17 protein-coding genes, 1 pseudogene and 1 riboswitch are annotated in these 22,080 nt (G+C 29.8%); of the genes and pseudogenes, 8 read left to right on the top strand and 10 right to left on the bottom strand.

The genetic code is table 11. The annotated features are described in order from the left end of the window. Nucleotides 1-134: 134 nt before the first annotated feature. Nucleotides 135-2,576 (top strand): Ig-like domain-containing protein, encoded by a 2,442-nt coding sequence (locus tag KPL38_RS12000; RefSeq protein ID WP_216289371.1) that lies wholly within the window; start codon nucleotides 135-137, stop codon nucleotides 2,574-2,576. A gap of 112 nt (nucleotides 2,577-2,688) precedes the next feature. Here the strand turns inward: KPL38_RS12000 and KPL38_RS11995 are convergent, their stop codons facing one another. Continuing rightward, nucleotides 2,689-3,711, bottom strand: coding sequence for an AI-2E family transporter (locus tag KPL38_RS11995; protein WP_216289370.1), 1,023 nt, complete (start codon nucleotides 3,709-3,711; stop codon nucleotides 2,689-2,691). Nucleotides 3,712-3,948: 237 nt separating this feature from the next. Here KPL38_RS11995 and iadA point away from each other — a divergent pair. Beyond that, a pseudogene (gene iadA / locus KPL38_RS11990) lies at nucleotides 3,949-5,123 on the top strand (beta-aspartyl-peptidase). 67 nt (nucleotides 5,124-5,190) lie between these two features. Here the strand turns inward: iadA and KPL38_RS11985 are convergent. Together KPL38_RS11985 and KPL38_RS11980 are read right to left on the bottom strand one after the other, a co-directional pair. Then, nucleotides 5,191-5,637 (bottom strand): ferritin-like domain-containing protein, encoded by a 447-nt coding sequence (locus KPL38_RS11985; protein ID WP_216289369.1) that lies wholly within the window; start codon nucleotides 5,635-5,637, stop codon nucleotides 5,191-5,193. 130 nt (nucleotides 5,638-5,767) lie between these two features. Then, on the bottom strand, nucleotides 5,768-6,871 hold the full coding sequence (locus tag KPL38_RS11980; RefSeq protein WP_216289368.1) for an AI-2E family transporter: 1,104 nt from the start codon (nucleotides 6,869-6,871) through the stop codon (nucleotides 5,768-5,770). 537 nt (nucleotides 6,872-7,408) lie between these two features. Between KPL38_RS11980 and KPL38_RS11975 the strand changes: the two genes are divergently transcribed. Next, entirely contained in the window at nucleotides 7,409-8,473 is a 1,065-nt protein-coding gene (locus KPL38_RS11975) for an acyltransferase family protein (protein WP_216289367.1), read from the top strand. Between the two features lie 36 nt (nucleotides 8,474-8,509). Then, nucleotides 8,510-9,613, top strand: a complete 1,104-nt coding sequence (locus tag KPL38_RS11970) for an acyltransferase family protein (protein ID WP_216289366.1) — start codon at nucleotides 8,510-8,512, stop codon at nucleotides 9,611-9,613. A gap of 170 nt (nucleotides 9,614-9,783) precedes the next feature. On the opposite strand, the gene KPL38_RS11965 is transcribed toward KPL38_RS11970, so the two are convergent. The 5 genes from KPL38_RS11965 to KPL38_RS11945 all read right to left on the bottom strand — a co-directional run bounded on the left by KPL38_RS11965 (nucleotide 9,784) and on the right by KPL38_RS11945 (nucleotide 15,988). Further along, nucleotides 9,784-11,280 carry an Ig-like domain-containing protein gene (locus KPL38_RS11965; protein WP_216289365.1) on the bottom strand — a complete coding sequence of 499 codons (1,497 nt, stop codon included), beginning with the start codon at nucleotides 11,278-11,280 and terminating at the stop codon, nucleotides 9,784-9,786. A gap of 258 nt (nucleotides 11,281-11,538) precedes the next feature. Beyond that, a complete protein-coding gene (locus KPL38_RS11960; protein ID WP_246577940.1) occupies nucleotides 11,539-12,240 on the bottom strand; it encodes a YjgB family protein in 702 nt (233 codons plus the stop codon). Between the two features lie 29 nt (nucleotides 12,241-12,269). Further along, the gene (locus KPL38_RS11955) at nucleotides 12,270-13,976 is read right to left on the bottom strand and encodes an Ig-like domain-containing protein (RefSeq protein WP_216289363.1); all 1,707 of its coding nucleotides are present in this window, start codon (nucleotides 13,974-13,976) and stop codon (nucleotides 12,270-12,272) included. 487 nt (nucleotides 13,977-14,463) lie between these two features. Beyond that, the gene (locus KPL38_RS11950; protein WP_216289362.1) at nucleotides 14,464-14,739 is read right to left on the bottom strand and encodes a hypothetical protein; all 276 of its coding nucleotides are present in this window, start codon (nucleotides 14,737-14,739) and stop codon (nucleotides 14,464-14,466) included. Between the two features lie 93 nt (nucleotides 14,740-14,832). Beyond that, nucleotides 14,833-14,916: riboswitch (cyclic di-GMP riboswitch) on the bottom strand. A 391-nt stretch (nucleotides 14,917-15,307) separates the two neighbouring features. Next, nucleotides 15,308-15,988: a zinc ribbon domain-containing protein gene (locus KPL38_RS11945; RefSeq protein ID WP_216289361.1), complete on the bottom strand. Its 681-nt coding sequence runs from the start codon at nucleotides 15,986-15,988 to the stop codon at nucleotides 15,308-15,310. Between the two features lie 261 nt (nucleotides 15,989-16,249). Here KPL38_RS11945 and KPL38_RS11940 point away from each other — a divergent pair, with 261 nt between their 5' ends. The 4 genes from KPL38_RS11940 (at nucleotide 16,250) to KPL38_RS11925 (ending at nucleotide 20,559) form a co-directional block, all read left to right on the top strand. Continuing rightward, nucleotides 16,250-16,927: a zinc ribbon domain-containing protein gene (locus KPL38_RS11940; RefSeq protein WP_216289360.1), complete on the top strand. Its 678-nt coding sequence runs from the start codon at nucleotides 16,250-16,252 to the stop codon at nucleotides 16,925-16,927. Nucleotides 16,928-17,599: 672 nt separating this feature from the next. After that, the gene (locus KPL38_RS11935; protein ID WP_216289359.1) at nucleotides 17,600-18,754 is read left to right on the top strand and encodes an ABC transporter permease; all 1,155 of its coding nucleotides are present in this window, start codon (nucleotides 17,600-17,602) and stop codon (nucleotides 18,752-18,754) included. Next, the gene (locus KPL38_RS11930; protein ID WP_216289358.1) at nucleotides 18,747-19,418 is read left to right on the top strand and encodes an ABC transporter ATP-binding protein; all 672 of its coding nucleotides are present in this window, start codon (nucleotides 18,747-18,749) and stop codon (nucleotides 19,416-19,418) included. Before KPL38_RS11935 ends, KPL38_RS11930 begins: the two co-directional genes overlap by 8 nt. A gap of 499 nt (nucleotides 19,419-19,917) precedes the next feature. Beyond that, the gene (locus KPL38_RS11925) at nucleotides 19,918-20,559 is read left to right on the top strand and encodes a hypothetical protein (protein ID WP_216289357.1); all 642 of its coding nucleotides are present in this window, start codon (nucleotides 19,918-19,920) and stop codon (nucleotides 20,557-20,559) included. Nucleotides 20,560-20,670: 111 nt separating this feature from the next. On the opposite strand, the gene KPL38_RS11920 is transcribed toward KPL38_RS11925, so the two are convergent. Together KPL38_RS11920 and KPL38_RS11915 are read right to left on the bottom strand one after the other, a co-directional pair. After that, nucleotides 20,671-20,907 carry a DUF2922 domain-containing protein gene (locus tag KPL38_RS11920; RefSeq protein WP_216289356.1) on the bottom strand — a complete coding sequence of 79 codons (237 nt, stop codon included), beginning with the start codon at nucleotides 20,905-20,907 and terminating at the stop codon, nucleotides 20,671-20,673. A gap of 74 nt (nucleotides 20,908-20,981) precedes the next feature. Further along, nucleotides 20,982-21,206: a DUF1659 domain-containing protein gene (locus KPL38_RS11915; protein ID WP_216289355.1), complete on the bottom strand. Its 225-nt coding sequence runs from the start codon at nucleotides 21,204-21,206 to the stop codon at nucleotides 20,982-20,984. Nucleotides 21,207-22,080: the final 874 nt, after the last annotated feature.

The following is a 22,080-nucleotide window of genomic DNA, read 5'->3' as shown; positions in this document are numbered from 1 at the left end:
AACAATTATACCAAAAGAGAGGGGGTCATTGTTTTTTATATTAAAAACAGTTATAACCCTTGCAATAGCAAGGTTTCAAATAAATAAAGCAAAGATAGTGTTTACACTATCTCAAAATACAGGGGGGATTATTAATGAAAAAACGACAGCCAAATCACATTATATGTTTTTTGCTTATGTTTTTACTAGTATTCATGAATATTCAGGTATTTGCTAAGCCAGTAATTCGTGTAAGTAAAGTGAGTATAAATAAAACTACTGATACTTTAGTAGTAGGACAAACAGATACAATAAAAGCAAAATTTACACCAACTAATGCAACAAACAGAGGTGTAAAATGGACATCGACAAACACTACAATAGCAAAAATAGATATTTGGGGTAAAGTAACTTCATTGAAAGCAGGAACTGTAACTATTACAGGAACAACTGCTGATAAAGGATTAAAAGTTTATTGCAAAGTAACTGTTAAAGCTAAGCCAGTAATTCGTGTAAGTAAAGTGAGTATAAATAAAACTACTGATACTTTAGTAGTAGGACAAACAGATACAATAAAAGCAAAATTTACACCAGCTAATGCAACAAACAGAGGTGTAAAATGGACATCTTCAAACACTACAATAGCGAAAATAGATATTTGGGGTAAAGTAACTTCATTAAAGGCAGGAACTGTAACTATTACAGGAACAACTGCTGATAAAGGATTAAAAGTTTATTGTAAAATAACTGTTAAGGCTAAGCCAGTAATTCATGTAAGTAAAGTGAGTATAAATAAAACTACTGATACTTTAATAGTAGGACAAACAGATACAATAAAAGCAAAATTTACACCAGCTAATGCAACAAACAGAGGTGTAAAATGGACATCTTCAAACAATACAATAGCAAAAATTGATATTTGGGGTAAAGTAACATCATTGAAAGCAGGAACTGTAACTATTACAGGAACAACTGCTGATAAAGGATTAAAAGTTTATTGCAAATTAACGGTTAAAGCTAAGCCAGCAATTAAAGTAGCTAGCGTAAATTTAAATAAAAATGTAGATATTTTAGTAGTAGGGTCAACGGATACTTTAATATCAACAATAAATCCAACTAATGCAACAAACAAAAATGTAACATGGACATCATCAGATGCTTCTATTGCAAAAGTAGATAATTCAGGAAAAATAACGGCAGTAGGTGCAGGAAAAGTAACAATTACAGCAACTACAGCAGATGGCAATAAGAAAGCTACTTGCTCTGTTACAGTTAATAATCCAATAATTAAAGTTATTTCTGTAAGTTTAAATAAAACTTCAGATACATTAATTACAGGAAATACAGATAATTTAACATCAACAATAGCACCAAGCAATGCAACAAATAAAGTTGTAACATGGAAATCATCAGATGTTTCCATAGCAACAGTAGATAATTCAGGAAAAGTAACAGCAGTAAAAGCAGGAATTGTAACTATTACAGTAACTACAGCTGATGGAAGTAAGATAGCTAATTGCGCTGTTACTGTTAATGATCCAATTAAAGTTTCTTCTGTAATTTTAAATAAAACTACGGATACTTTAATAACTGGAGAGATTGATAATTTAACATCAACAATAGCTCCAAGTAATGCAGCAAATAAAAATGTAACATGGAAATCATCAGATAGTGCTATAGCAACAGTAGATGGCATAGGAAAAGTAACATCAATAAAGGCAGGAACAGCAACTATTACAGTAACTACTGAAGATGGAAGTAAGATAGCTACTTGCAATGTTATAGTTAATGATCCAAAAGTAGCTTCTATAACTTTAAATAAGACTATAGATAATTTAATTGTAGGAGATATAGATGCTTTAACATCAGAAATAACTCCAACCAATGCAGGGAATAAAGATATAACATGGACATCATCAGATAGTGCTATAGCAACAGTAGATAGCATAGGAAAAGTAACAGCAGTAAAAGCTGGAACAACAATTATTACAGCAACTACAGTAGATGGAAGTAAGACAGCTACTTGCAATGTCACTGTTGAAAGTTTAGCAATAGAGAGTATAACTGACATAAGTAACAGTGTATATGAAGGAGACAATTATTCTTTACCTCAAACTGTTGAAGTTAATATGAATAATGGTACGAAAGTAGACAAAGCTGTAGTTTGGGACTCGTCTGCAGTTGATACATCAAAAGTAGGTCTAGTAACTTATACTGGAACTGTAGAAGGGTATAAAGGTAGTGCTAAAGTTAATTTAAACGTAAGATCAATTGCATCAAGTTTAAAGGTAACAGTTAATAGCGTGAATAGTAGTGGTTCTAGTGTTAGTATTGGAAATACTACTATTTTTAGAGGTATAACTAGCTATGGTATTACATTTTCTAATTCTAATGCAAAAAATATTAATATAGAAAAGATTGAAACATTTGACAATGGGAATCTTTATAATACCTATAGAGATCTTGTTATAAATGCAAATTCAGCATTTAGTGCATTATTTAAATTTGATAACGTAGATTCAAGTGAAAGCATATCTATTATTGTTTATGTAAATATTAATGGAAAAATTATACCATGTCAGTATAATTTGAACTAAGAAGGCTGCTATATCTATTGATATACAGAGTTATTAAGCCATAAAGTATAAGGTACTAATTAAATATTTTAACCGCTAAATTGATGGTTACTTGTCAATTTAGTGGTTTTTTTTAGTCACTTTTTTCGTTTAAATCAATTCCAACTAAATCTAGTATGAATATAAATATTGGGATACCTAGTATAAGACCCCAAATTCCCATAAAATGTTCTGACACTATTAATGTTACAAATGTAAAGAATATTGGAAGATGTGTTGAATCAGACATTAACTTCGGATTCAAAATATAACTTTCAACAGCATGAATTATAAAAATCATTATAAGAACAAATAACACTTTAATTAATCCACCTATTTTAATAGCGATTAAGCATAGTGGTATTAGAGAAATAAATACTCCAGCCACAGGTATAAGGCTTAAAATAAATATCATAAACGCAAGAGCAAACAATTGAGGAAAGCCCATTAGAGTAAGACCTATGGTTGATAGCACTGTATTAACTATGGCTATCATTATTTGAGCTTGAATAACTTTACCAAAAGAATTTAGAAAATTATTACCAAAGTATTGAAAATAATCATAAGCTCCAGCTATTTTACTATGTTTAAGCTTGTGCACAAATTTCAAAATACTATCTTTTTGCAGGATAAACACTAAACTTAGTAGAATTGCAAGAAAAGTATTTACGCTACCTTTGCCTAAAGCGGTTACAAAAAGCATAATATTTTGAATGCCAGATTTAGCATAACTTGCGAAGTCAATTCTATTTATTATTGGTGATAAATATGACAGAGAGCCTAAAGTACTTTTTGTGTCTTGAATATAATCCATTTTATTTAAAACAAGTATGCTTTCAGATATAGCAAGCGGTATATATTTTACTGCTAGAAGAGCAATAGTTACTATTAGAAACACATATATAAATATAGTTATAATGGTTGGATTGACTTTTGTAACTTTGTTAATTTGATTAACTAATAAACTTTGCATACTATTGACTAAATAAGTAATCATAAAAGTTAATAGAATCAAATCTAGTATAGATCTTATTAAAAATAAAAAAAATACTATAGTTACGAGTAAAAGTATTTTCATTAATGATTCTCTATTCCATAATTGTTTTATTGCTTGCATATGAGAGCTCCTTTATTTTTTAATTAATTATAGCAAATAATATAGCACATATCTATTAATTACTAACAATAGTTTAAATTATTTTACTGTAATCATCTCTTTCAGAGCTGTTAATCAGCTTTACAGGAGCTGTAAATAATAATATTCCTCTTTGCATATACTAATGGCTCGAGGATATGAAAGCTTTCTGTTTATAATATCGCAGAGGTTGTTATAAAAAATTGGAGGAGAAATTTTATGATTACAATAATTAAAAACGGTGAAATCTATGCGCCAGAGTACATAGGAAAAAGGGATGTAATTATTGCAGGAGGGAAAATAGAGGCTATTGTTAAAAGTGTATCCATTCCACAAGATTTTACACAGATACGAGTAATTGATGCAGAAGGTAAACTGGTGTTTCCAGGATTTATAGATGCCATGTGCATATTACAGGAGGAGGAGGTGAAGGTAGTTTTAAGACTAGAACACCTGAAATCCAACTTTCTGATATTACAGTTGGTGGCATTACAACAGTAGTAGCTTGCTTAGGGACTGATGGGGTATGCAGAGATGTGAAAGGAGTTCTTGCTAAGGCAAGAGCGCTTGAGGAGGAAGGCATTAGTACTTATATGTACACAGGCTCTTATGAAATACCTGTAAATACTATTACAGGTAGCTGTCGATCTGATATTATGCTTATAGATAAAATTATTGGTGTTGGTGAGATAGCTTTATCAGACCATAGGTCCGCGCAACCTACTTATGATGATTTTATAAAAGTAGTAGCAGAGGCTAGAGTAGGTGGATTGCTTTCAGGTAAAGCTGGAGTTGTGAATGTGTATCTTGGGTCGGGAAAGCGAAGACTGGAATACTTAATAAGAATGATTAAGGAAACAGAAATACCTATTAAACAGGTTATACCAACTCATATTAATAGAAGTACTTTTCTGTTTGATGCAGGAATAGAGTTTGCCAAACTGGGTGGAATTATTGATTTGACTACTAGTTCTGATCCAGATCATCTTGAGAAAGATGAAGTCAAAGCAAGCAGAGGACTTAAGATGGCATTAGAAAAAAAAATACCTATAGAACAAATTCAATTTACTTCTGATGGACAAGGAAGTTTGCCTATTTTTAATAAAAAGAGGGAATTTATAGGACTCGGAATTGGGTCTACTAAGTCTTTGTATATAGAGGCTAGAGATGCAGTACTTAAGGATGGTGTAGACCTAGAAGTCGCACTGAAAGTGATTACTTCAAATGTAGCTGCGAATCTAAAATTGTATAATAAAGGAGTTGTGAAGGTGGGCAAGGATGCTGATCTTGTAATAGTTAACAAGGATGTGTTAACTATAGATACTGTATTTGCTAAAGGGGTAGAAATGGTGTCTAAGGGAGAGGCAATAGTTAAAGGAACTTTTGAAAAATAAATCTAAGTGCTATTTTTTTACTAAAAGGCGTGCAGACGCCTTTTTTTATTTTCACTATATCTTAAAATTATTTTATCATTGAGTACAAATAAATAAACCTTCCAAAGTGTTCTTGTTCATCGGTAATAATTTCAAAGACAGTATCTCTCATCTGTCTATTTGGCAGGAGTGCAAAAATTTCTCTATAAGCGTCTACAGCTTCACTTTCTCCTTCAATACTGCTTTGAACTGCTTCCATAAGAGTGTTATATTTTTCAACATTGGTTGGGATAGGAATGTCTAATCTTTTACCTGTAAGTTGATAATATATTTGGCTAAACAATCCATAATGTTTAATTTCATCATCATAAGCAAACTTAATCTGTTTAATGACAGCAGGGTCAGTGGACATTTTCATCATTTCTTGATATTTTACTCTATCATGTCTTTCAGCTTTCATAGCCTCAACTATCTTATCGTTTAACGAGTTTATTCTGAAAAACTGTGAATAATAAGTATTCATATTATAATACAAAATATAGCCTCCTGATTTTGTTATACAATATTATAATATGATTGATTTGTTTAAGTTATGAAAGCCATCATTCTGAAGCCATAACAGTTTTGAGTAGTATGTTATAGATTCAAAATATACTTATTGAAAATTATTGAAACTGTTTATCTTTAGTTCTTCTATCCATAAAGCGCTCTAATAAGGTCTTAATTAACGCTATAGTTGGAATACCTAGTATCATTCCTAAAATACCGAAAAGTCCTCCACCTAGAACAATTCCTAGTATTATAAGTATTGGACTAAGCCCTACTTTATGTCCAACAATTTTCGGAGATATGAACCAACCATCAATATTACTTATGATTGCAATAAATATTATAAATTCTAAAGATTTTACTGGACTAAAGAATAATGTTATTAGAGCAATAGGAACCATTGATATAATGATACCAAAGTAAGGAATCATATTTGTTACACCTATTACTAAACTAAACGGCAGGGCATAAGGTATTTTTAGTATCACAAGTCCAATTAAAGTAATAATAGAAAAAATAATAGAATCAATTATTTTTCCAACAAAGAATTGGTTAAAGATACTATTAATTAATTTGACTAAATTACCTATTCTAATAGTAAGAGTTTCATTAAAAACAGCATAAGTAAATTTCTTAAGATTAAAAATAATAGGTTCTTTGTCTATCAAAAAGTAAATTGATATTACAGTTCCAGATACTAATTTAACAAAGAATGAACTCAAGCCCACTAATTTATCAATTATAATTTGAAAACCTGGAGTAAAATATGTAGATATATCATTGTTAAAAGTATTGAGATAAATTTTTAAGTAAGAGCTAACATCTAATTGGTTTAACAGTTTATTTTTAGTCAGAATAGTAGTAGCCCAGTTATATGTTTTATTTGCATATTGAGGAATATTATTAAATAAATCAGTGACACTTTGAATAACATTAGGAGTGACCAAAGTAACTATTAAGATTATAAGACCTATAAGTAATGTATAAATCAAACTTATACTATAAATTCTTTTCATTTTTGTTTTCTTTTCAATGTATACCATAAGTGGATTAATTAAATAAGCTATAACAAAACCCCAAATAAAATAACTAAGCAAAGAGGAAATCTTTTGAACTATTGAACCTATGTTTTCAATGTTATTTATTATTCTATAAAGGAATAATGTGATTATAATTATTGGAATAAGCCGTATATATGGTATTTTTTTATATCGAATCAATGTAATTCCCCCAATTAATATTAATAATTATTTATGATTTCAGTGATGAAACTGGAAAACAGAATAAGAAGATGTTAAAAATCAATTAAGTATATAATATCAAATATATAAGGAGTTTTGAAGAGAAAAGCTGAAAAAAATTCAAAAAATTACCTTTATTCGTTCTTCCTACAAATTAAATCATCTCCTGTGGAGCTACAACAGCTTTGAAGAAGAACAGCTTCGAAGAAGATGAATCATCTCCTCTATGGAGCTGCGACAACCTTTGAAAGCAGATTTAGACTGCCACCAAATCAATTTTTCTAGGCTAGACAACTGCCACTTATAGAAGATGGCAGACTTGAAGTTTCCAAAATGTTGTTAAAGTAACTATGTACCTTGCTAATAATGTAAATTAGGTGAATACTTAAGAAAAAACGCAGATATTGTCGGTTAATAGGAAAAAGACAGAGCAAACCGACTTAAGTTAATCTTTATACCTCTTTTCTATATGATAGTATGTAAATAATATTGTTATAATAGGGAGGATTTAATTACATGAAAACAAAGAGGTTAAATTGGATTGATATGGCGAAGGGTTTCGCAATGATATTAGTTATGTTTGGACATGCTCCATTTTCGTCGAGTGTTCAGGCAGAGATATACACCTTTCATTTGCCATTATTTTTCTTTATGTCAGGATACTTATTTTCTAATGTGAAATATAATAATTTTGCGGCTTTTTTTAAGAAAAGATTTATAACTATAGGTATACCATATTTTTGTTTTTCTTTTATTGAGTATATCTATTTTTTTGTAGCCAACAATAAACAAAATGTTAGTCCATTAAAATCATTAATTGGGACAATCATACCATTAAGATTCAATAACGGTACTTTGCACAATGGAACTTTGTGGTTTATAGTTTGCTTGTTTATGGCCGAATTGATGTTTTTCTTAATAGTAAAATATACTAAAAATGATAAAAAGAAAATAATAATATGTTTAATAGTTAGTGCAATTATCGCATGTGTATATAACATTTATATTAAAAAACCATTACCTTGGAGTATTGATGTATCCTTTTTCGCTGTAGTATTTTACGGAATAGGTTATTTAATTAGAGGTATAGAAAACAAAGTAAGTAAGCTTGTTAGTATAAAATATTTGTTTTTATTTTTGATTGCTAATGTACTTATAGGACATTTAAATATTCGTTATTTAAATGCAGGAATAGACATGTCAGCTAGTAGATATGGGAATTATTTTTTATTCTTTACATCAGCATTTTGTGGAATTATGGCATCAGTGATTTTTTGCAGATTACTACCAAAATCAAGGGTATTAATATATGTAGGTAAAAATAGTATAATATTTATGGCTTTCCATCAAATGATACTATATCCTATTATAGATAAATTAATAACACATATTAGTTTTTTCACTAGTCAAAAATCATACATAGTAACACTAAATGGCATAATACATGTTGGGATAACTATGATAGTTATGATTCCAATAATTTATGTAATTAACAATTACATGCCATTTATATTAGGAAAAGGATTTTCAAAGAAGGTTACGAAAGTGAACGATACAGCTGTAATAGATAAGATAGAATAGGAAAATATGTTGATATAATTTAGGGAGGACAACTTAATGGAAATCCAAAAGGAAAAGGGATATCTAAATAATATATCCTTACTAAGAACGTTTGCTATTTTAATAGTTGTTTTAGGACATAGTATGGTTGTTTATCAATACAACTGGGGAATTTATACTCCTCTTGTTAAATCAAGCTTTTTTAATTCATTAAAGATTTATATTGACACTTTTCAAATGCCTTTGTTCATTTTTATTTCAGGGTATATGTATTATTATTGTAGGAAAGAGTGCGGAAAATATAAAAAGCTAGGTAAATTTTCATTTGATAAAATAAAAAGGTTATTAGTACCATATATTTGTGTCGCGATTATGTACGTATTACCAATTAGAATAATGACTGATTATAAAGGTTATCACGGGTATAATGTATTCAAAATAATTTATAAATACATTCTTACAGGGTTAGATGCTGGACATCTATGGTATTTATTAGCTATATTTGAGATATTTATAGTTTTTTATTTATTCGAGGCTATAATTAACAAAATGGGTGTACCGGCTAGCTTTGCTATTATTGCTTGTGCAAATATAATTAGCTACAAATTTCCGAACGTATTCCAAATTTCAATCTCAATACATTATTTTATGTTCTTTTATTTGGGTTATATAGTTAGAAACTATGAGAAAGATTTTGTGAGTTTTTTCAAAGGAAAAAAGAACATAGTTAAAATTGTAATGTTATTTATTTTACAACTTTTATTTTTAATTGTATCCTTTAAAATCTCTAATGATAATATAGTAGGTACATTATCTAAAAATTCAATTCTTTTATTGTGTAATGTTTGTGGTACGCTTTTTTACTTTTTAGTTTTATCATTAATAAGCAATAAATATAAAAGCTTAAATAGTAACAAAACTTTAAAGTTTTTAGATAAAGAAAGTTTCGCAATCTATCTTTTTCATTCCCCATTGATTTACATAATGTTAAAGTATATTGCAGATAAAGATATTTCACCGTTTTTAGTGGTGCCATCAATGTTTATTATTATTTTATTTGGTTCGCTTGGGATTTCATATGTAATCAAGAAAACAAAGATTTTAAAATTCATAATTGGAAGTTCAAAGGTTAAAAAACATAACACTACTACTGCTTTATAAATTGTAATGTTCTATTAAATCATCTCCTGGGTCGCTGCAACAGCTTCGAAGAAGATGCATTAACAATAGGCCACATCATGGATATTATTTCCACGATGTGGCTTATTGTTACCTGTATGTGGGTTGTACCTAATTAGAATCATTAGCCATTGAATTAACTGTATTTTAGTTTAAAATCCATTTAGATGAAGTAACCGTATTTGAGTTGCATAATCAACTAATGAAATGTCCATATCTACCTTTCGATTTATTCCTTTTACAGTGCCAGTTGAAGTATACTGCCACATTCTTACTGTACCTGTATAGGTAATAGAAGTCCCATACTGTGCCAGCCAGTGGTCATAAGATGCAAGCATTTTATCATCTAAGAATGATGTAAACCAGTATTTGTCAGTATATATCATGGGGTAGTATCCTGCGTGTTTAAGTATATTCATGTAAGTAAGTGCAATGCTAGTCAGCTTTTTCATGCCAAGGGCGCCTTGACATGAATTTTCCAAATCCACGGATATTGGATAATCAAACCGCTTTCCTTTCAATTCTTTTATAAGGAAGTTTGCTTCTTTAGTAGCTTGAGTTACTGTTGTAGCATAGCTGTAATGATAAGCACCTACCGCAATTCCATTAGCTTTAGCTTTAGCATAATTAGTTTTAAACATAGTATCAACGCCATTGTTTGTATATTTGCTAGTACCATCTCCATAAGATGATCTTAGCATAGCAAATTTTACGCCGTCACTTTTTACTAATTTCCAGTTTATTGTTCCCTGCCACTGGGATACATCAATTCCTTTGATATTTGCATTAGTTACAGTTACTAAACACTTTAAAGTTTTACTTCCATCAACTGTTATGCCTGTAATAGTTACAGTACCCGGTTTTAAAGATGTTACTTTACCCCAAATATCTACTGCTGCGATTGTAGTGTCTGTTGATGTCCATTTTACCCCTCTATTTGTTGCATTAGCAGGCGAGAATGTTGCTTTTATTGTATCTGTTTGCCATACTGTTAAAGCATCTGTAGTTTTATTTATACGTACACTAACTACTGGAATAGTTTTAACAATGACCTTACAGGAAACTTTCAATTTTTTTTCAACTGTTATTCCTGTAATATTTGTAGTTCCTGACTTTAAAGAGGTTACTTTACCCCAAATATCTACAGTTGCTACTCTGGTATCTGAAGATGTCCATTTTACAGCTCTATTTGGTGTATTGGCTGGTGTAAATTTTGCCTTTATAGTATCGTTTTGACCTACTATTAAGGTATCAGTAGTTTTATTTATACGTACACTAACTACTGGAATAGGTTTAACGGTAACTTTGCAAGAAATTTTTAATCCTTTATCAACCGTTATTCCCGTAATAGTCACGATTCCTGCCTTTAAAGATGTTACTTTACCCCAAATATTTATTGTTGCTACTGTATTATCTGAAGATGTCCATTTTACAGCTCTATTAGTTGCATTGGCTGGTGTAAACTTTGCCCTTATAGTATCTGTTTGTCCTACTATTAAGGTATCAGTAGTTTTATTTATACTTACTTTACTTACGCGTTTTACTGCGCTTACACCAACTACGGTGTGTGCAAATACCTGCATATTCATGAATAATAGTAAAAAAGCAAATATAAAACATATGATATGATTCCCTTGTCTTTTTCTCATTAAGACGTCCCCCTAGATTATAAACTACAAAGTTTTGAAATTTAGTAAATATCTATTTATATAATAACCTATTTTTTTGAAAAAAGATCATATATTAGGGAGATATGTTAACTTATTTTTTGATTTTTACATGAAGAATTAAATTAAGTAAATGAAAAAGGCTCTGCATTTTTTTATAGCAAACCCTTTTCTTTTAATTATTTCTATATTATAGATAATCACGTTCAACTGTAAAATTGTTTGTTAATTAGTAAGTTTTTACCACTCTCGTCCAGAATCATTAGCCATTGAATTAACTGTACCTTTAGGATATAGGACAGAATAGTGGTCAATTAGAGGATCACTATTACTTTTTGATGAGTCGTTGAATACTAGTAATAGTTTATACTCTTGACCCGTTTTGTACCCAATAATTACCTGCCCATTAGATTTTACATCATATGCAGGAGATCCCAATGTCTTCTTTACCATAGAAAGAGAAACTTTACTAATTTTATCATCAAAAGATCTGACTTCAAAAATTTGAGATCCTTTGTTAAATCCGAAAACTAGTTTGTATTTTGTGAACGTAGCATAATTTCCTTTAGCCTTTGCTACATAATCGATTTTGTCTGCTTTTCCTAACTTTTTGTATACAGTATCAATATCAGTAGTTTTAGCAGAAAAATCAGAGTTAATGACTTTTCCTTGTTTTGCTAAGTTGAAAACATTTGTAATAAGTGTTTTCTGTGAAGTATTTTCTATATTTGAGGTATTCTTAACAAGTTTACCTGCTGGTTGGTTAGTAGTTGTATTATTTGCTGCATTTTTTGTGGTACCTGTATTATTTACCGTACTCTTTACTGTACTATTTGTATTTTTAGTTGCAGATTTAGGTGCGCTTGAGCATCCTACCATAATAGTTAAAATTAAGGCTGGTATTGGCAAAACTTTTAAGACTTTTTTAAATGTTGATATCATCATAATCCTCCTCTTTATCGTATTTTAATTTAAAACCCATTTAAATGAAGTAACTTTATTTGAGGTGCATAATCAACGAGCGAAGTGTCCATATCCACACTGGTAGTTATTCCTTTTACTGTGCCTGTTGAACTATACTGCCACATCCTAACTGTACCTGTATATGTATTGGAATTCGCATATTGTGCTACCCAGTGATCATAAGAAGTAAGTAGTGTATCATCTAAGACTGATGTAAACCAGTACTTGCTGGTATATATCATAGGATAGTATCCTGCTTGTTTAAGCAGATTCAGATAAGTAAGTGATATGTTCGTCAGCGTTTCCTGGTCAACACTTTCTTGAGATGGATCTTCCACATCCACGGTTACTGGATAATCAAACTGCTTTCCTTTCAATTGACTTATAAAGAAGTTTGCTTCTTTAGTAGCTTGAGTTACTGTTGTAGCATAGCTGTAATGATAAGCGCCTACTGCAATCCCATTTGATTTAGCTGCTTTATAATTAGTTTCATACATAGGATCAATGCTATTTCCATAAGATGACCTTATCATTGCAAATTTAACACCATCACTTTTTACTAATCCCCAGTTTATTGTTTTCTGCCATTGTGATACATCAATTCCTTTGATATTTGCATTAGTTACAGTTACTAAACACGTTACAGTTTTATTTCCATCAACAGTTATTCCTGTAATAGTTGCAGTTCCTGCCTTTAAAGATGTTACTTTACCCCAAATATCTACTGTTGCTATTGTAGTATCTGAAGACCTCCATTTAACAGATCTATTAGTTGCATTAGCAGGTGTAAATGTTGCCTTTATAGTATCTGTTTGCCATACTGTTAAAGCATCTGTAGTTTTATTTATACTAACACTAACTACTGGAATAGGTTTAACGGTGACTTTGCAAGAAATTTTTAACCCTTTATCAACAGTTATTCCTGTGATAGTTACAGTTCCTGCCTTTAATGGTGTTACTTTACCCCAAATATCTACTGTTGCTATCGAAGTGTCTGAAGATGTCCATTTTACACCTCTGTGTGTAGCATTGGCTGGTGTAAATGTTGCCTTAATAGTATCTGTTTGCCCTACGTTTAAAGTATCTGTAGTTTTATTTATACTAACACTAACTACTGGAATAGGGTTAACGGTCACTTTGCAAGAAATTTTTAATCCTTTATCGACTGTTGTTCCTGTAATAGTTACGATTCCTGCTTTTAATGGTGTTACTTTACCCCAAATATCTATTGTTGCTATTGTAGTATTCGAAGACGTCCATTTTACGCCTCTGTTTGTAGCGTTTGCGGGTGTAAATGTTGCCCTTATAGTATCTGTTTGCCCTACGTTTAAAGTGTCTGTAGTTTTATTTATACTAACACTAACTACTGGAATAGGGTTAACGGTCACTTTGCAAGAAATTTTTAATCCTTTATCGACTGTTGTTCCTGTAATAGTTACGATTCCTGCTTTTAATGGTGTTACTTTACCCCAAATATCTATTGTTGCTATTGTAGTATTCGAAGACGTCCATTTTACGCCTCTGTTTGTAGCGTTTGCGGGTGTAAATGTTGCCCTTATAGTATCTGTTTGCCCTACGTTTAAAGTGTCTGTAGTTTTATTTATACTTACGTTACTTACGCGAACTAATGTGCTCGCAAATACCTGCATGTTCATGAATGATAGTAAAAAAGCGAATATAAAACATATGATATGATTTCCGTGTCCTTTTCTCATTAAGACTTCCCCCTAGATTATAAACATTTTTTAGAGACATACTTAATTCATAAACCTTAAATCATCTCCTGGGTCGCTGCAATATTAACAACTTTGGAAGCAGATTTAGACTGCCACCAAAGCAATTTGCCTAGGCTAGACAGCTGCTACTTATAGAAGATGGCAGACTTGAATCTTCCAAAATGTTGTTAAAGATTTGTATGACATAGACAATTAGTTCGTATATAATAATTTGTATTATTTTATTATAAACGACAGAGTTTTGAAGTTTAGTAAATCCCTATTTATATAATATCCGAATATATTACAAAAAGCTCATAAATTCGGACATTTTATTAATTTATTTTTGATTTCACATGAAAAATTAAATTAAGCAAAATAAAAAGGCTCTGCATTTTTATAGCAAACCCTCTTTCTTTAATTATGTTCATATTTTAGGTAACCACGTTCAACTGTTCAATTGAGCTTACCGAATGGCAGAACAGAGCTAAGCTGGTTCTCTTAAAATCTCTGTAATTTCTTCAGATACTAAATCAATCCATACAGTGTATTTATCATTTCCTCTAATGGGGTGATAAGATACCCAATTATTTGATATTCTTCTATTTGATCGGCCGTGATATGCAAACCAATTTCTAGAATGGGTAGTTTCTTTCCAATGAGTAGCATCATCATCAAATCCATTTACTCTACAATATTTGGTAAGCAATCTCTTGCCTTTCCTTAATGATATTCGTTTCTTAAATAGTCCATGATAGTACATTTATAAGACCTTCTTTTGTACATTATTTTAGAGATTATACTAATTTATATTTGACTTAATTAAACTTGAAAAAAATAAAACCTAACCTGTTTGCACAGATTGGGTGGGTTGCACCATAAACTCTATACGTTCTAGGTGCGCAAATACAGAACGTACTTCCTCGTTTCCCAAAATCATTAAATAATTACATTGATATATACATTCAACAAAGTGCGAGTTAATACCTTTGAATATAAGAAAATATCGTAGCTTATTTTTATCTATATTTCGACAGATAAAGGTTAATGAATATTGATCATATTACGGGTTCTCCATCAAATCCATCACTTGTACAAAAATTTTCACAATAGCTAATACAATCAGTATTCTTAGCTCTTGTGAATAATGTCTTAACATTAATCACAAGACTTGTCATTCTATAGAAATAAAAGAAGCTTATCCTACATTATTAATAGGATAAAGCTTTCTTATAGTACTTTTGAAATAATAGTAGAGTATGAAGTTGAATTTTATACTCTTTCTTTTTGTTAGATTATAGTTCATATATAATTTCTAAATTTTTACTTTTTTATGCTTTAGTATTTTGGTTTATAATATCGGACAGAGATTTTTTATTTAGTGGTATATCTTTATATTCAAAATACCCAACAACTAACAAAGCAACGCTGATTATTAAGTATAACCAAAATCCAGAGGCAGTAGAAATAGTAGTAGCAATCTTGCTTGAAATGCCGGATTTTACAATGAACAAAGATATAATACTTCCAATAGGTGAAATAAGCATTATTGGTCTTTTAAATTTTTCAAGTTCTTTGACATATTTAGAAACTATTAATAAAATTGGAAATGCAAACAATAGTAGTGCGAAAAAACTGCCACTCATTACAGTTCCATCTGTAAACGTCATTCCTAAAAATGACTCAGATCCTGTTATCTTTAAAATATTGTCATATCCAAGCTCATAAGCATTTAATTGAAAAATAGGAAGAAATAATATTATAACAGATACTACAGCTAAAATTAGATTAATATTTTTAAAGATGTAAGTTTTGTTAATTTTACCACCTAAGTCTAAATCAGAAGACGAGTTCTTTTTAATAGCAAATCCACATTTTAAGCATTTACTTGCATTTGGATCCACCTTGTTGCCACAGTTACTACAAAAAGTATCTGGTTTACGTTTGGTACCACAATTTGGGCAGATTGCTTGTTCTGGTTTCATTTCTTTACCACAGTTGCTACAAAACATTTTTATGACCTCCTTAATAATATAAAGTTCGAATGAAGGAAAAATTGAGTCTTTCACATAAAGGTTTTAAACCTATATTATCCAAAATTACCATCGCATTTCTAATTATACGATATAACTGTAAAAAAGCAATTATTTTACTGGCAATTTAGATAAATTTGTTAATTAATATAATAATTTTACTTATATTTTGTATTGAAATGTATTGGGGTATATGGTATTATTTGCTTGTAAATATAATAATATTTAGGGGGATTAACTATGGCAGATTCAAAGTTATTTAAGTTAGTTGATTGTGTGGATATAGAATCATTAGGACGTGGAATTGAAGGGTTCCTTCGAGATAAGAAAAACTTATATGCAGAAGGAATGAAAACGCCTGAAGGGTATCTTATACAAGCAAAGCAAGCCGATGGTTGGAAAAAGTTCGTTGGGATGGATTCAGCTATTCAAGTACAACTATTCCTTTCTGGGGATATGGTTACGGTTAACGTTGGATCTGGTAAGTGGATTGATAAAGCAGGTGCCGCAACAGTAGGTATGTTAATATTTGCCCCACTGGCTGTTACTGCTGCAATTGGTGCTTTTGCTCAAAAAAAATTACCAGATGAAGTTTTTACTTTTATAGAACAATTTTTAATGAGTGGAGGAAAAAACGTTACAATTTCTATGGGTGCAAATAAAACATTAAAAAGCAATGAAATTTTATGCCCCAATTGTAAGGCTCCCAATTTATCTACAAGCAAATTTTGTGATTCTTGTGGCTCAAAATTAGCATTAGAATGTCCAAATTGCAAATCATCGGTACCTCAGGGCACAAAGTTTTGTCCTGAATGTGGATCTTCTATGATTATTAAACATGAATGTTCAAATTGTCATTGCGAGTTAGAAGCTAGTACAAAGTTCTGTCCTGAATGTGGGACTCCTAATCCACAATAAAAGCAGCATAAATTCTAAATCTATACAGTAATTTTTTACATATAGGTTTGGAGGATGTCTTGTGGTCCTTCTTCAAATTCTTTCATTAATTATTAGAATAGAATTAGAATCATAAAGATTATAAACTGTATGATAAATAAAAAACCTTGATTCCTAGAAAAATGGGAATTAAGGTTTTTATTATTGGGAGATAGAAAATTAAACCACATTAGTTCTTGTGTTAAAAGTTATAAAGCTACTTATCATACAAGAGTATATTCTAATGCATGGAGTAATTTAACTTGTATAAGATTCTAATATAAATTTATTAAAATAAAAAACTACTAAATTTATATTTATTGATTTAGTAGTTTTCTTATTTTTCGAATGAGTTATAGAGTGAAATTTGAATAGAAAATATAAAATAACAATTAAAAATGTATACTAATGGGAGAAACTATGAAAAAAACAAAAATCATAATAATATTTATGGCACTGGCATTAATGTTAACTGGATGTGGGAATAGCATTTTTAAAAGCTAATGTTAGATAGCATAAATAGTCGAAAATTGGAAAATTAATTGTTTATATACATAAAAGTATGATACCCTATGATAGTATAGATATCAGAACATGATAAAGAAAATTAATTATAAGTGCGTCAAAAGATAAAACAAAGTGGAGGCTAGACATATGTTTACTGCATTAAAAATAGCCTGGAGATTTTTAGTAAACAGTAAGATTCAAACATTAGTAATTATTTTAGGTATTGCTATAGGCATTTCGGTACAAATGTTTGTTGGGTTATTAAGCAAGGGACTTGAAACTTCATTGCTTGATAAGGTGGTTGGCAATTCAGCTCATATAACAATTTATCCTAAGAATAATATAATAGAGAATTACCACGACAAGGAAGCTAAAATTAAAAAATTGGACAATAAAATAATATCAGTGGCACCAGTAGTTGAGTGTAATGCATCTATTAATGCTCATGATATGACTGAACCTGCGCAAATTAGAGGGTTCGTTTTTAAAGATTTGAATCTATTATATAATATAAAAAATAAAATTTATGAGGGCAAAACTCTTGAAAATCCTAATGAAGTTTTGATAGGAAAAGAACTTGGTGAAAAATTAGGATTAAAAATAAAAGATAATATCAATATAGTAACTGCGGATAAAAGAAAAGTTAGTCTAAAAGTGGTAGGATTTTATGATTTTGACACAATTAAGGTTAATAAAACTTTAGTTATTACAGATTTAAAAGCTGCTCAAGATTTAGCTGGTTTTGGAGATGCGGCAAGTTCTATGGAATTATATACAAGTGATCCTTATAATGCAGATTATATTGCAAGTAAAATAGAAAATGGGCTAAAAGACAAAAATTTAAAGATAGAAAATTGGAAAAATCAAAATAAACTATTAGTAAGTGCCATAATGGGTGAAAAAGTATGTAGTATTGTAATTCAACTTAGCGTAATGATTGCAGCTATTTTAAGCATTATAAGTATAATGAGTATAAGTGTAGTTCAGAAATATAAGCAAATAGGAATTTTAAAGGCCATGGGCATAAAAGATGAATCAGCTGGTTTTATATTTATAACCCAAGCTTTTATATTAGGCATAGTTGGTACTGGCATAGGCGTGGCTTTAACTTATCTATATATAAAAGCATTTAATAGATATATAGTTTCATCAGATGGAAAGCCTATAGTTACTATAATTATAGATTATAGTTTTATAATTAAATTGTGTATTATTGATATAATGGCATCAACTTTAGCAGCATTTTTTCCAGCTATAAAGTCCTTTAAATTAACTCCTGTGGAGGTCATAAAAAATGGATAGCATTATAGAACTTAAAAATATCAATAAGATTTATGGAAGAAGAGTGAAAACACAAGTATTAAAGGATATAAATTTATCTATTGGTAAGGGTTCGTTTAATTCTATTGTAGGAGAATCAGGTAGCGGTAAAACCACATTATTAAATATAATAGGAATGCTCGACAGGCCTACAAGTGGACAAGTACAGATTGAGGGTAAAAGAATAGATAAAATGAGTAGAAGGTCTTTGGCGGCTATTAGAAATAAAGACATAGGTTTTGTATTTCAATTTCATTATTTATTACCTGAGTTTAATGCCATTGAAAATGTCCTAATGCCACGAACTATAAAGAGTAATTTTATTGGTAGAAAGACTCGTGAGAAAGCAAAAGAACTTCTTGAATTAGTTGGATTGCCAAATGTTAATAAAAATAAAGTGTATGATTTGTCGGGTGGCCAGCAACAAAGGGTTGCAATTGCAAGAGCACTTATGAATAGCCCTAAAATAATACTTGCAGATGAGCCTACAGGAAATTTGGATTCTCATTCGTCAGAAGCTATATACAATATATTTAGAGATATAAATAAAAGTATTGGAACTACTTTTATAATAATAACTCATGATGAGAGAATAGCAAAAAAAACAGACAGGATTATTGAAATAAAAGATGGAATTATTACATAAGAGTGTATTATAGTGCATTAAAAATACCAGGTAGATAGCTTAAATAAACTATCTACTTGGTATTTTTATCGCCTAAAATTAATAAGAGGTGAGTAAATTAAAAGAATATATAAGATGCATATGTGTCTATGGGTGTTGTCAGCACCTATGATTAAAATAATCATAGCAACAGTTTGAATAGTGTGTTAAGGAGAATTAGATTGGTTGTGCCTACAGAAAATTTTATTATAGAAATATAAAATTTATATGGTAAAAATCCTTAAGATATTATAAAATAACAAGTGAAACAATATAACAATATAGGAACAATATAGAAGTAGTAAAACTATATTAAATTTTTGTTAAAACAATCTTTTAGAAAAATAACTTTAACAAGATAGCATTTAAAAAATGGATAGCTTATATGAGAATTATATAATACACAGTTAACAAAAGTCTTTCTATGATCCAAAGCAACAAAATAAAGTGGCACTAATTAACAGTGCGAAGGAGTATTAAAATGAAAAATATTAAAAGTTATTTAATGACATCAGTATTAACAGTAAGTATGATGTTTGCAGGTTTTTCAAGCATTGCAAACGCAGCAACATTAGGGGTACCTACATCAGTAAAAGTAACATCTACCTCTAGTGTTATTACGATTAATTTACACAAAGCAAGTGGGGCATCAGGAACTCAACTTGGTATCTATACTGCAAAAGGAGCATCCGTTTGTGGTGATGGGAATGATTTAACAACTTTTAAGTTTAGTTATCTTAAAAGCAATACTGCTTATCAAGTTAGACTTTATTCAGTTAAATTTGTAGGTAATACTACATTAAAAAGTAAGACATTAGTTTACAACATATCAACTAAAATGACTGCACCAGCAAGTCCTACAAAAGCTAAAGTTACTAAATATAACTCTAAATGTGTTAAATTAGTATGGACAAGAGCAGCAGGAGCAACAGGCTATGAAGTATATAGATCTACAGCATATAAAGGTAAATATATTAAAGTTGCAACGACTTCAAACTCATCTTTTGTAAATTCAGTAGCTAAAGGCCATTACTATTATTATAAAGTAAGAGCTTATAAAGGTAATGCATCTACAAAAGTATATTCTCCAGCATGGAGCAATTTAACTTGCATAAGATTTTAATATAAATTTATTCAAATAAGGGGATAAGAAAAAAACATAAAATAAATTAAAAAAGAGTTGCATAAGCTAAAGCTTATACAACTTTTTTATATTCAAATCTATAATCTGTTTTTAAGCTACAGCAACTACATTAGTATCGGTAGTAACTACTTTAGCATCTTTTTTACCAGTCAAAGCACCATTTGTAGATATGAAAATACTTTTTGCAATTACTAAATCCATAAGAGCATTTACTTCAGCCTCTGTGACAATGGCAAACCCATTTTCATCTGATTTGATGTCATCTACAGTTAAAGAAAAATACTTACCCTCTGTATTTGTTAAAAATCTCATAACTAAATTATGCATATTAATTGTCCTCCTCGTATAAATTATTAGATTCTAATATTTAATTTTAAAACGATATATTGAATATACTTAGCCTATTCTGTAACTAAGCTGCATTGATCTTGTCTGTCTAGTCCGAATAATGGGTAAGTTTTCATGTTAGAGATAGCTTGTCCTATTGCAAATATGTCCTCATCTAGTGCAGTGACTTTTAGGTTACCTAATACTTTTGTTGCAAATTTGTCTTTGCCATTGATGTCCACCCCTACCTTCATTGTAAGTTTTAATGCACTTGATACCTTTGTTGATATAACTGCCATGCCAATCACTCCTTTATATTTTGTTTTCACTTAATAGATATGACGATGTGATAGTTTGTGCGGTAAAATATATTGTATGGTTTGTTTGAAATTCAAAAGAAGATTGTCGTTTTAAAAGGAATTATAGGATACGATATTTAGAGGAATCTTTTATTTATTATTGAATTATATAATAAGGCAATTAAAAAATATGAATGAAAATTTCATATTAAATAGATAGGTGAAAACTGAACAAATAAAAAAGAAATTAATTATGATATAAGATATAGGACATAAATAATAAAACTTTTAAGGGGGATAATTATGAAAGACTATTTTATATTCTTTCCAATATTGATAATAGTGTGGTTATGCTATGGGGTAAAATATATCTATGAAACTGTCGTAGAATAGGTGATAATCCTATTCTTATAAATAAATTAGTATTTAATGAAAATTATTACAAAAGGTGCCCATTATTGGGGCGCCTTTTATTAAGCTACAGTAATTATACTAGCCTCAGTAGTAACTACTTTAGAATCTTTTTTACAAGTCAAAGCGCCATTCGCAGATATTTAAATACCTTTTGCAATTACTAAATTCATAAGAACATTCACTTGAGCCTTTCTGACAATGGCATGAATAATATAAAAAGGCAGATTAGTTTAATAAATTTTTATTATTTTGGTTACACTAAATCTAAATAAAAATTATTATTACTAACAAGGAGGATTTCTGATGAAATCGAAAAGTCTATTATATATAACAAGCATATTAACTGTATTGAGTGTACTCGGAAAACAATAATTAACAATTCCCATATTTGAGCAACAAAAGTATTTATTTGGATGTAATACTATAAGTGAAATAATAGCAGGTATGACAAAAAGGCTTT

This window comes from Clostridium psychrophilum (assembly GCF_018861705.1).
Classification (GTDB): domain Bacteria; phylum Bacillota; class Clostridia; order Clostridiales; family Clostridiaceae; genus Clostridium_AD; species Clostridium_AD psychrophilum.
Note: the sequence above shows the minus strand (reverse complement) of the source record. Positions and strands in the feature narration are given on the sequence as shown.

Excerpts from the sequence above, each read along its gene's own strand:
- KPL38_RS11965 (WP_216289365.1), bottom strand. The coding sequence starts at position 11,280 with ATGAGAAAAAGACAAGGGAATCATATCATATGTTTTATATTTGCTTTT.
- KPL38_RS11920 (WP_216289356.1), bottom strand. The coding sequence starts at position 20,907 with ATGCATAATTTAGTTATGAGATTTTTAACAAATACAGAGGGTAAGTAT.
- KPL38_RS11940 (WP_216289360.1), top strand. The coding sequence starts at position 16,250 with ATGGCAGATTCAAAGTTATTTAAGTTAGTTGATTGTGTGGATATAGAA.
- KPL38_RS11970 (WP_216289366.1), top strand. The coding sequence starts at position 8,510 with ATGGAAATCCAAAAGGAAAAGGGATATCTAAATAATATATCCTTACTA.
- KPL38_RS11995 (WP_216289370.1), bottom strand. The coding sequence starts at position 3,711 with ATGCAAGCAATAAAACAATTATGGAATAGAGAATCATTAATGAAAATA.
- KPL38_RS12000 (WP_216289371.1), top strand. The coding sequence starts at position 135 with ATGAAAAAACGACAGCCAAATCACATTATATGTTTTTTGCTTATGTTT.
- KPL38_RS11925 (WP_216289357.1), top strand. The coding sequence starts at position 19,918 with ATGAAAAATATTAAAAGTTATTTAATGACATCAGTATTAACAGTAAGT.
- KPL38_RS11930 (WP_216289358.1), top strand. The coding sequence starts at position 18,747 with ATGGATAGCATTATAGAACTTAAAAATATCAATAAGATTTATGGAAGA.
- KPL38_RS11935 (WP_216289359.1), top strand. The coding sequence starts at position 17,600 with ATGTTTACTGCATTAAAAATAGCCTGGAGATTTTTAGTAAACAGTAAG.
- KPL38_RS11960 (WP_246577940.1), bottom strand. The coding sequence starts at position 12,240 with ATGATATCAACATTTAAAAAAGTCTTAAAAGTTTTGCCAATACCAGCC.
- KPL38_RS11945 (WP_216289361.1), bottom strand. The coding sequence starts at position 15,988 with ATGTTTTGTAGCAACTGTGGTAAAGAAATGAAACCAGAACAAGCAATC.
- KPL38_RS11955 (WP_216289363.1), bottom strand. The coding sequence starts at position 13,976 with ATGAGAAAAGGACACGGAAATCATATCATATGTTTTATATTCGCTTTT.
- KPL38_RS11915 (WP_216289355.1), bottom strand. The coding sequence starts at position 21,206 with ATGGCAGTTATATCAACAAAGGTATCAAGTGCATTAAAACTTACAATG.
- KPL38_RS11950 (WP_216289362.1), bottom strand. The coding sequence starts at position 14,739 with ATGTACTATCATGGACTATTTAAGAAACGAATATCATTAAGGAAAGGC.
- KPL38_RS11975 (WP_216289367.1), top strand. The coding sequence starts at position 7,409 with ATGAAAACAAAGAGGTTAAATTGGATTGATATGGCGAAGGGTTTCGCA.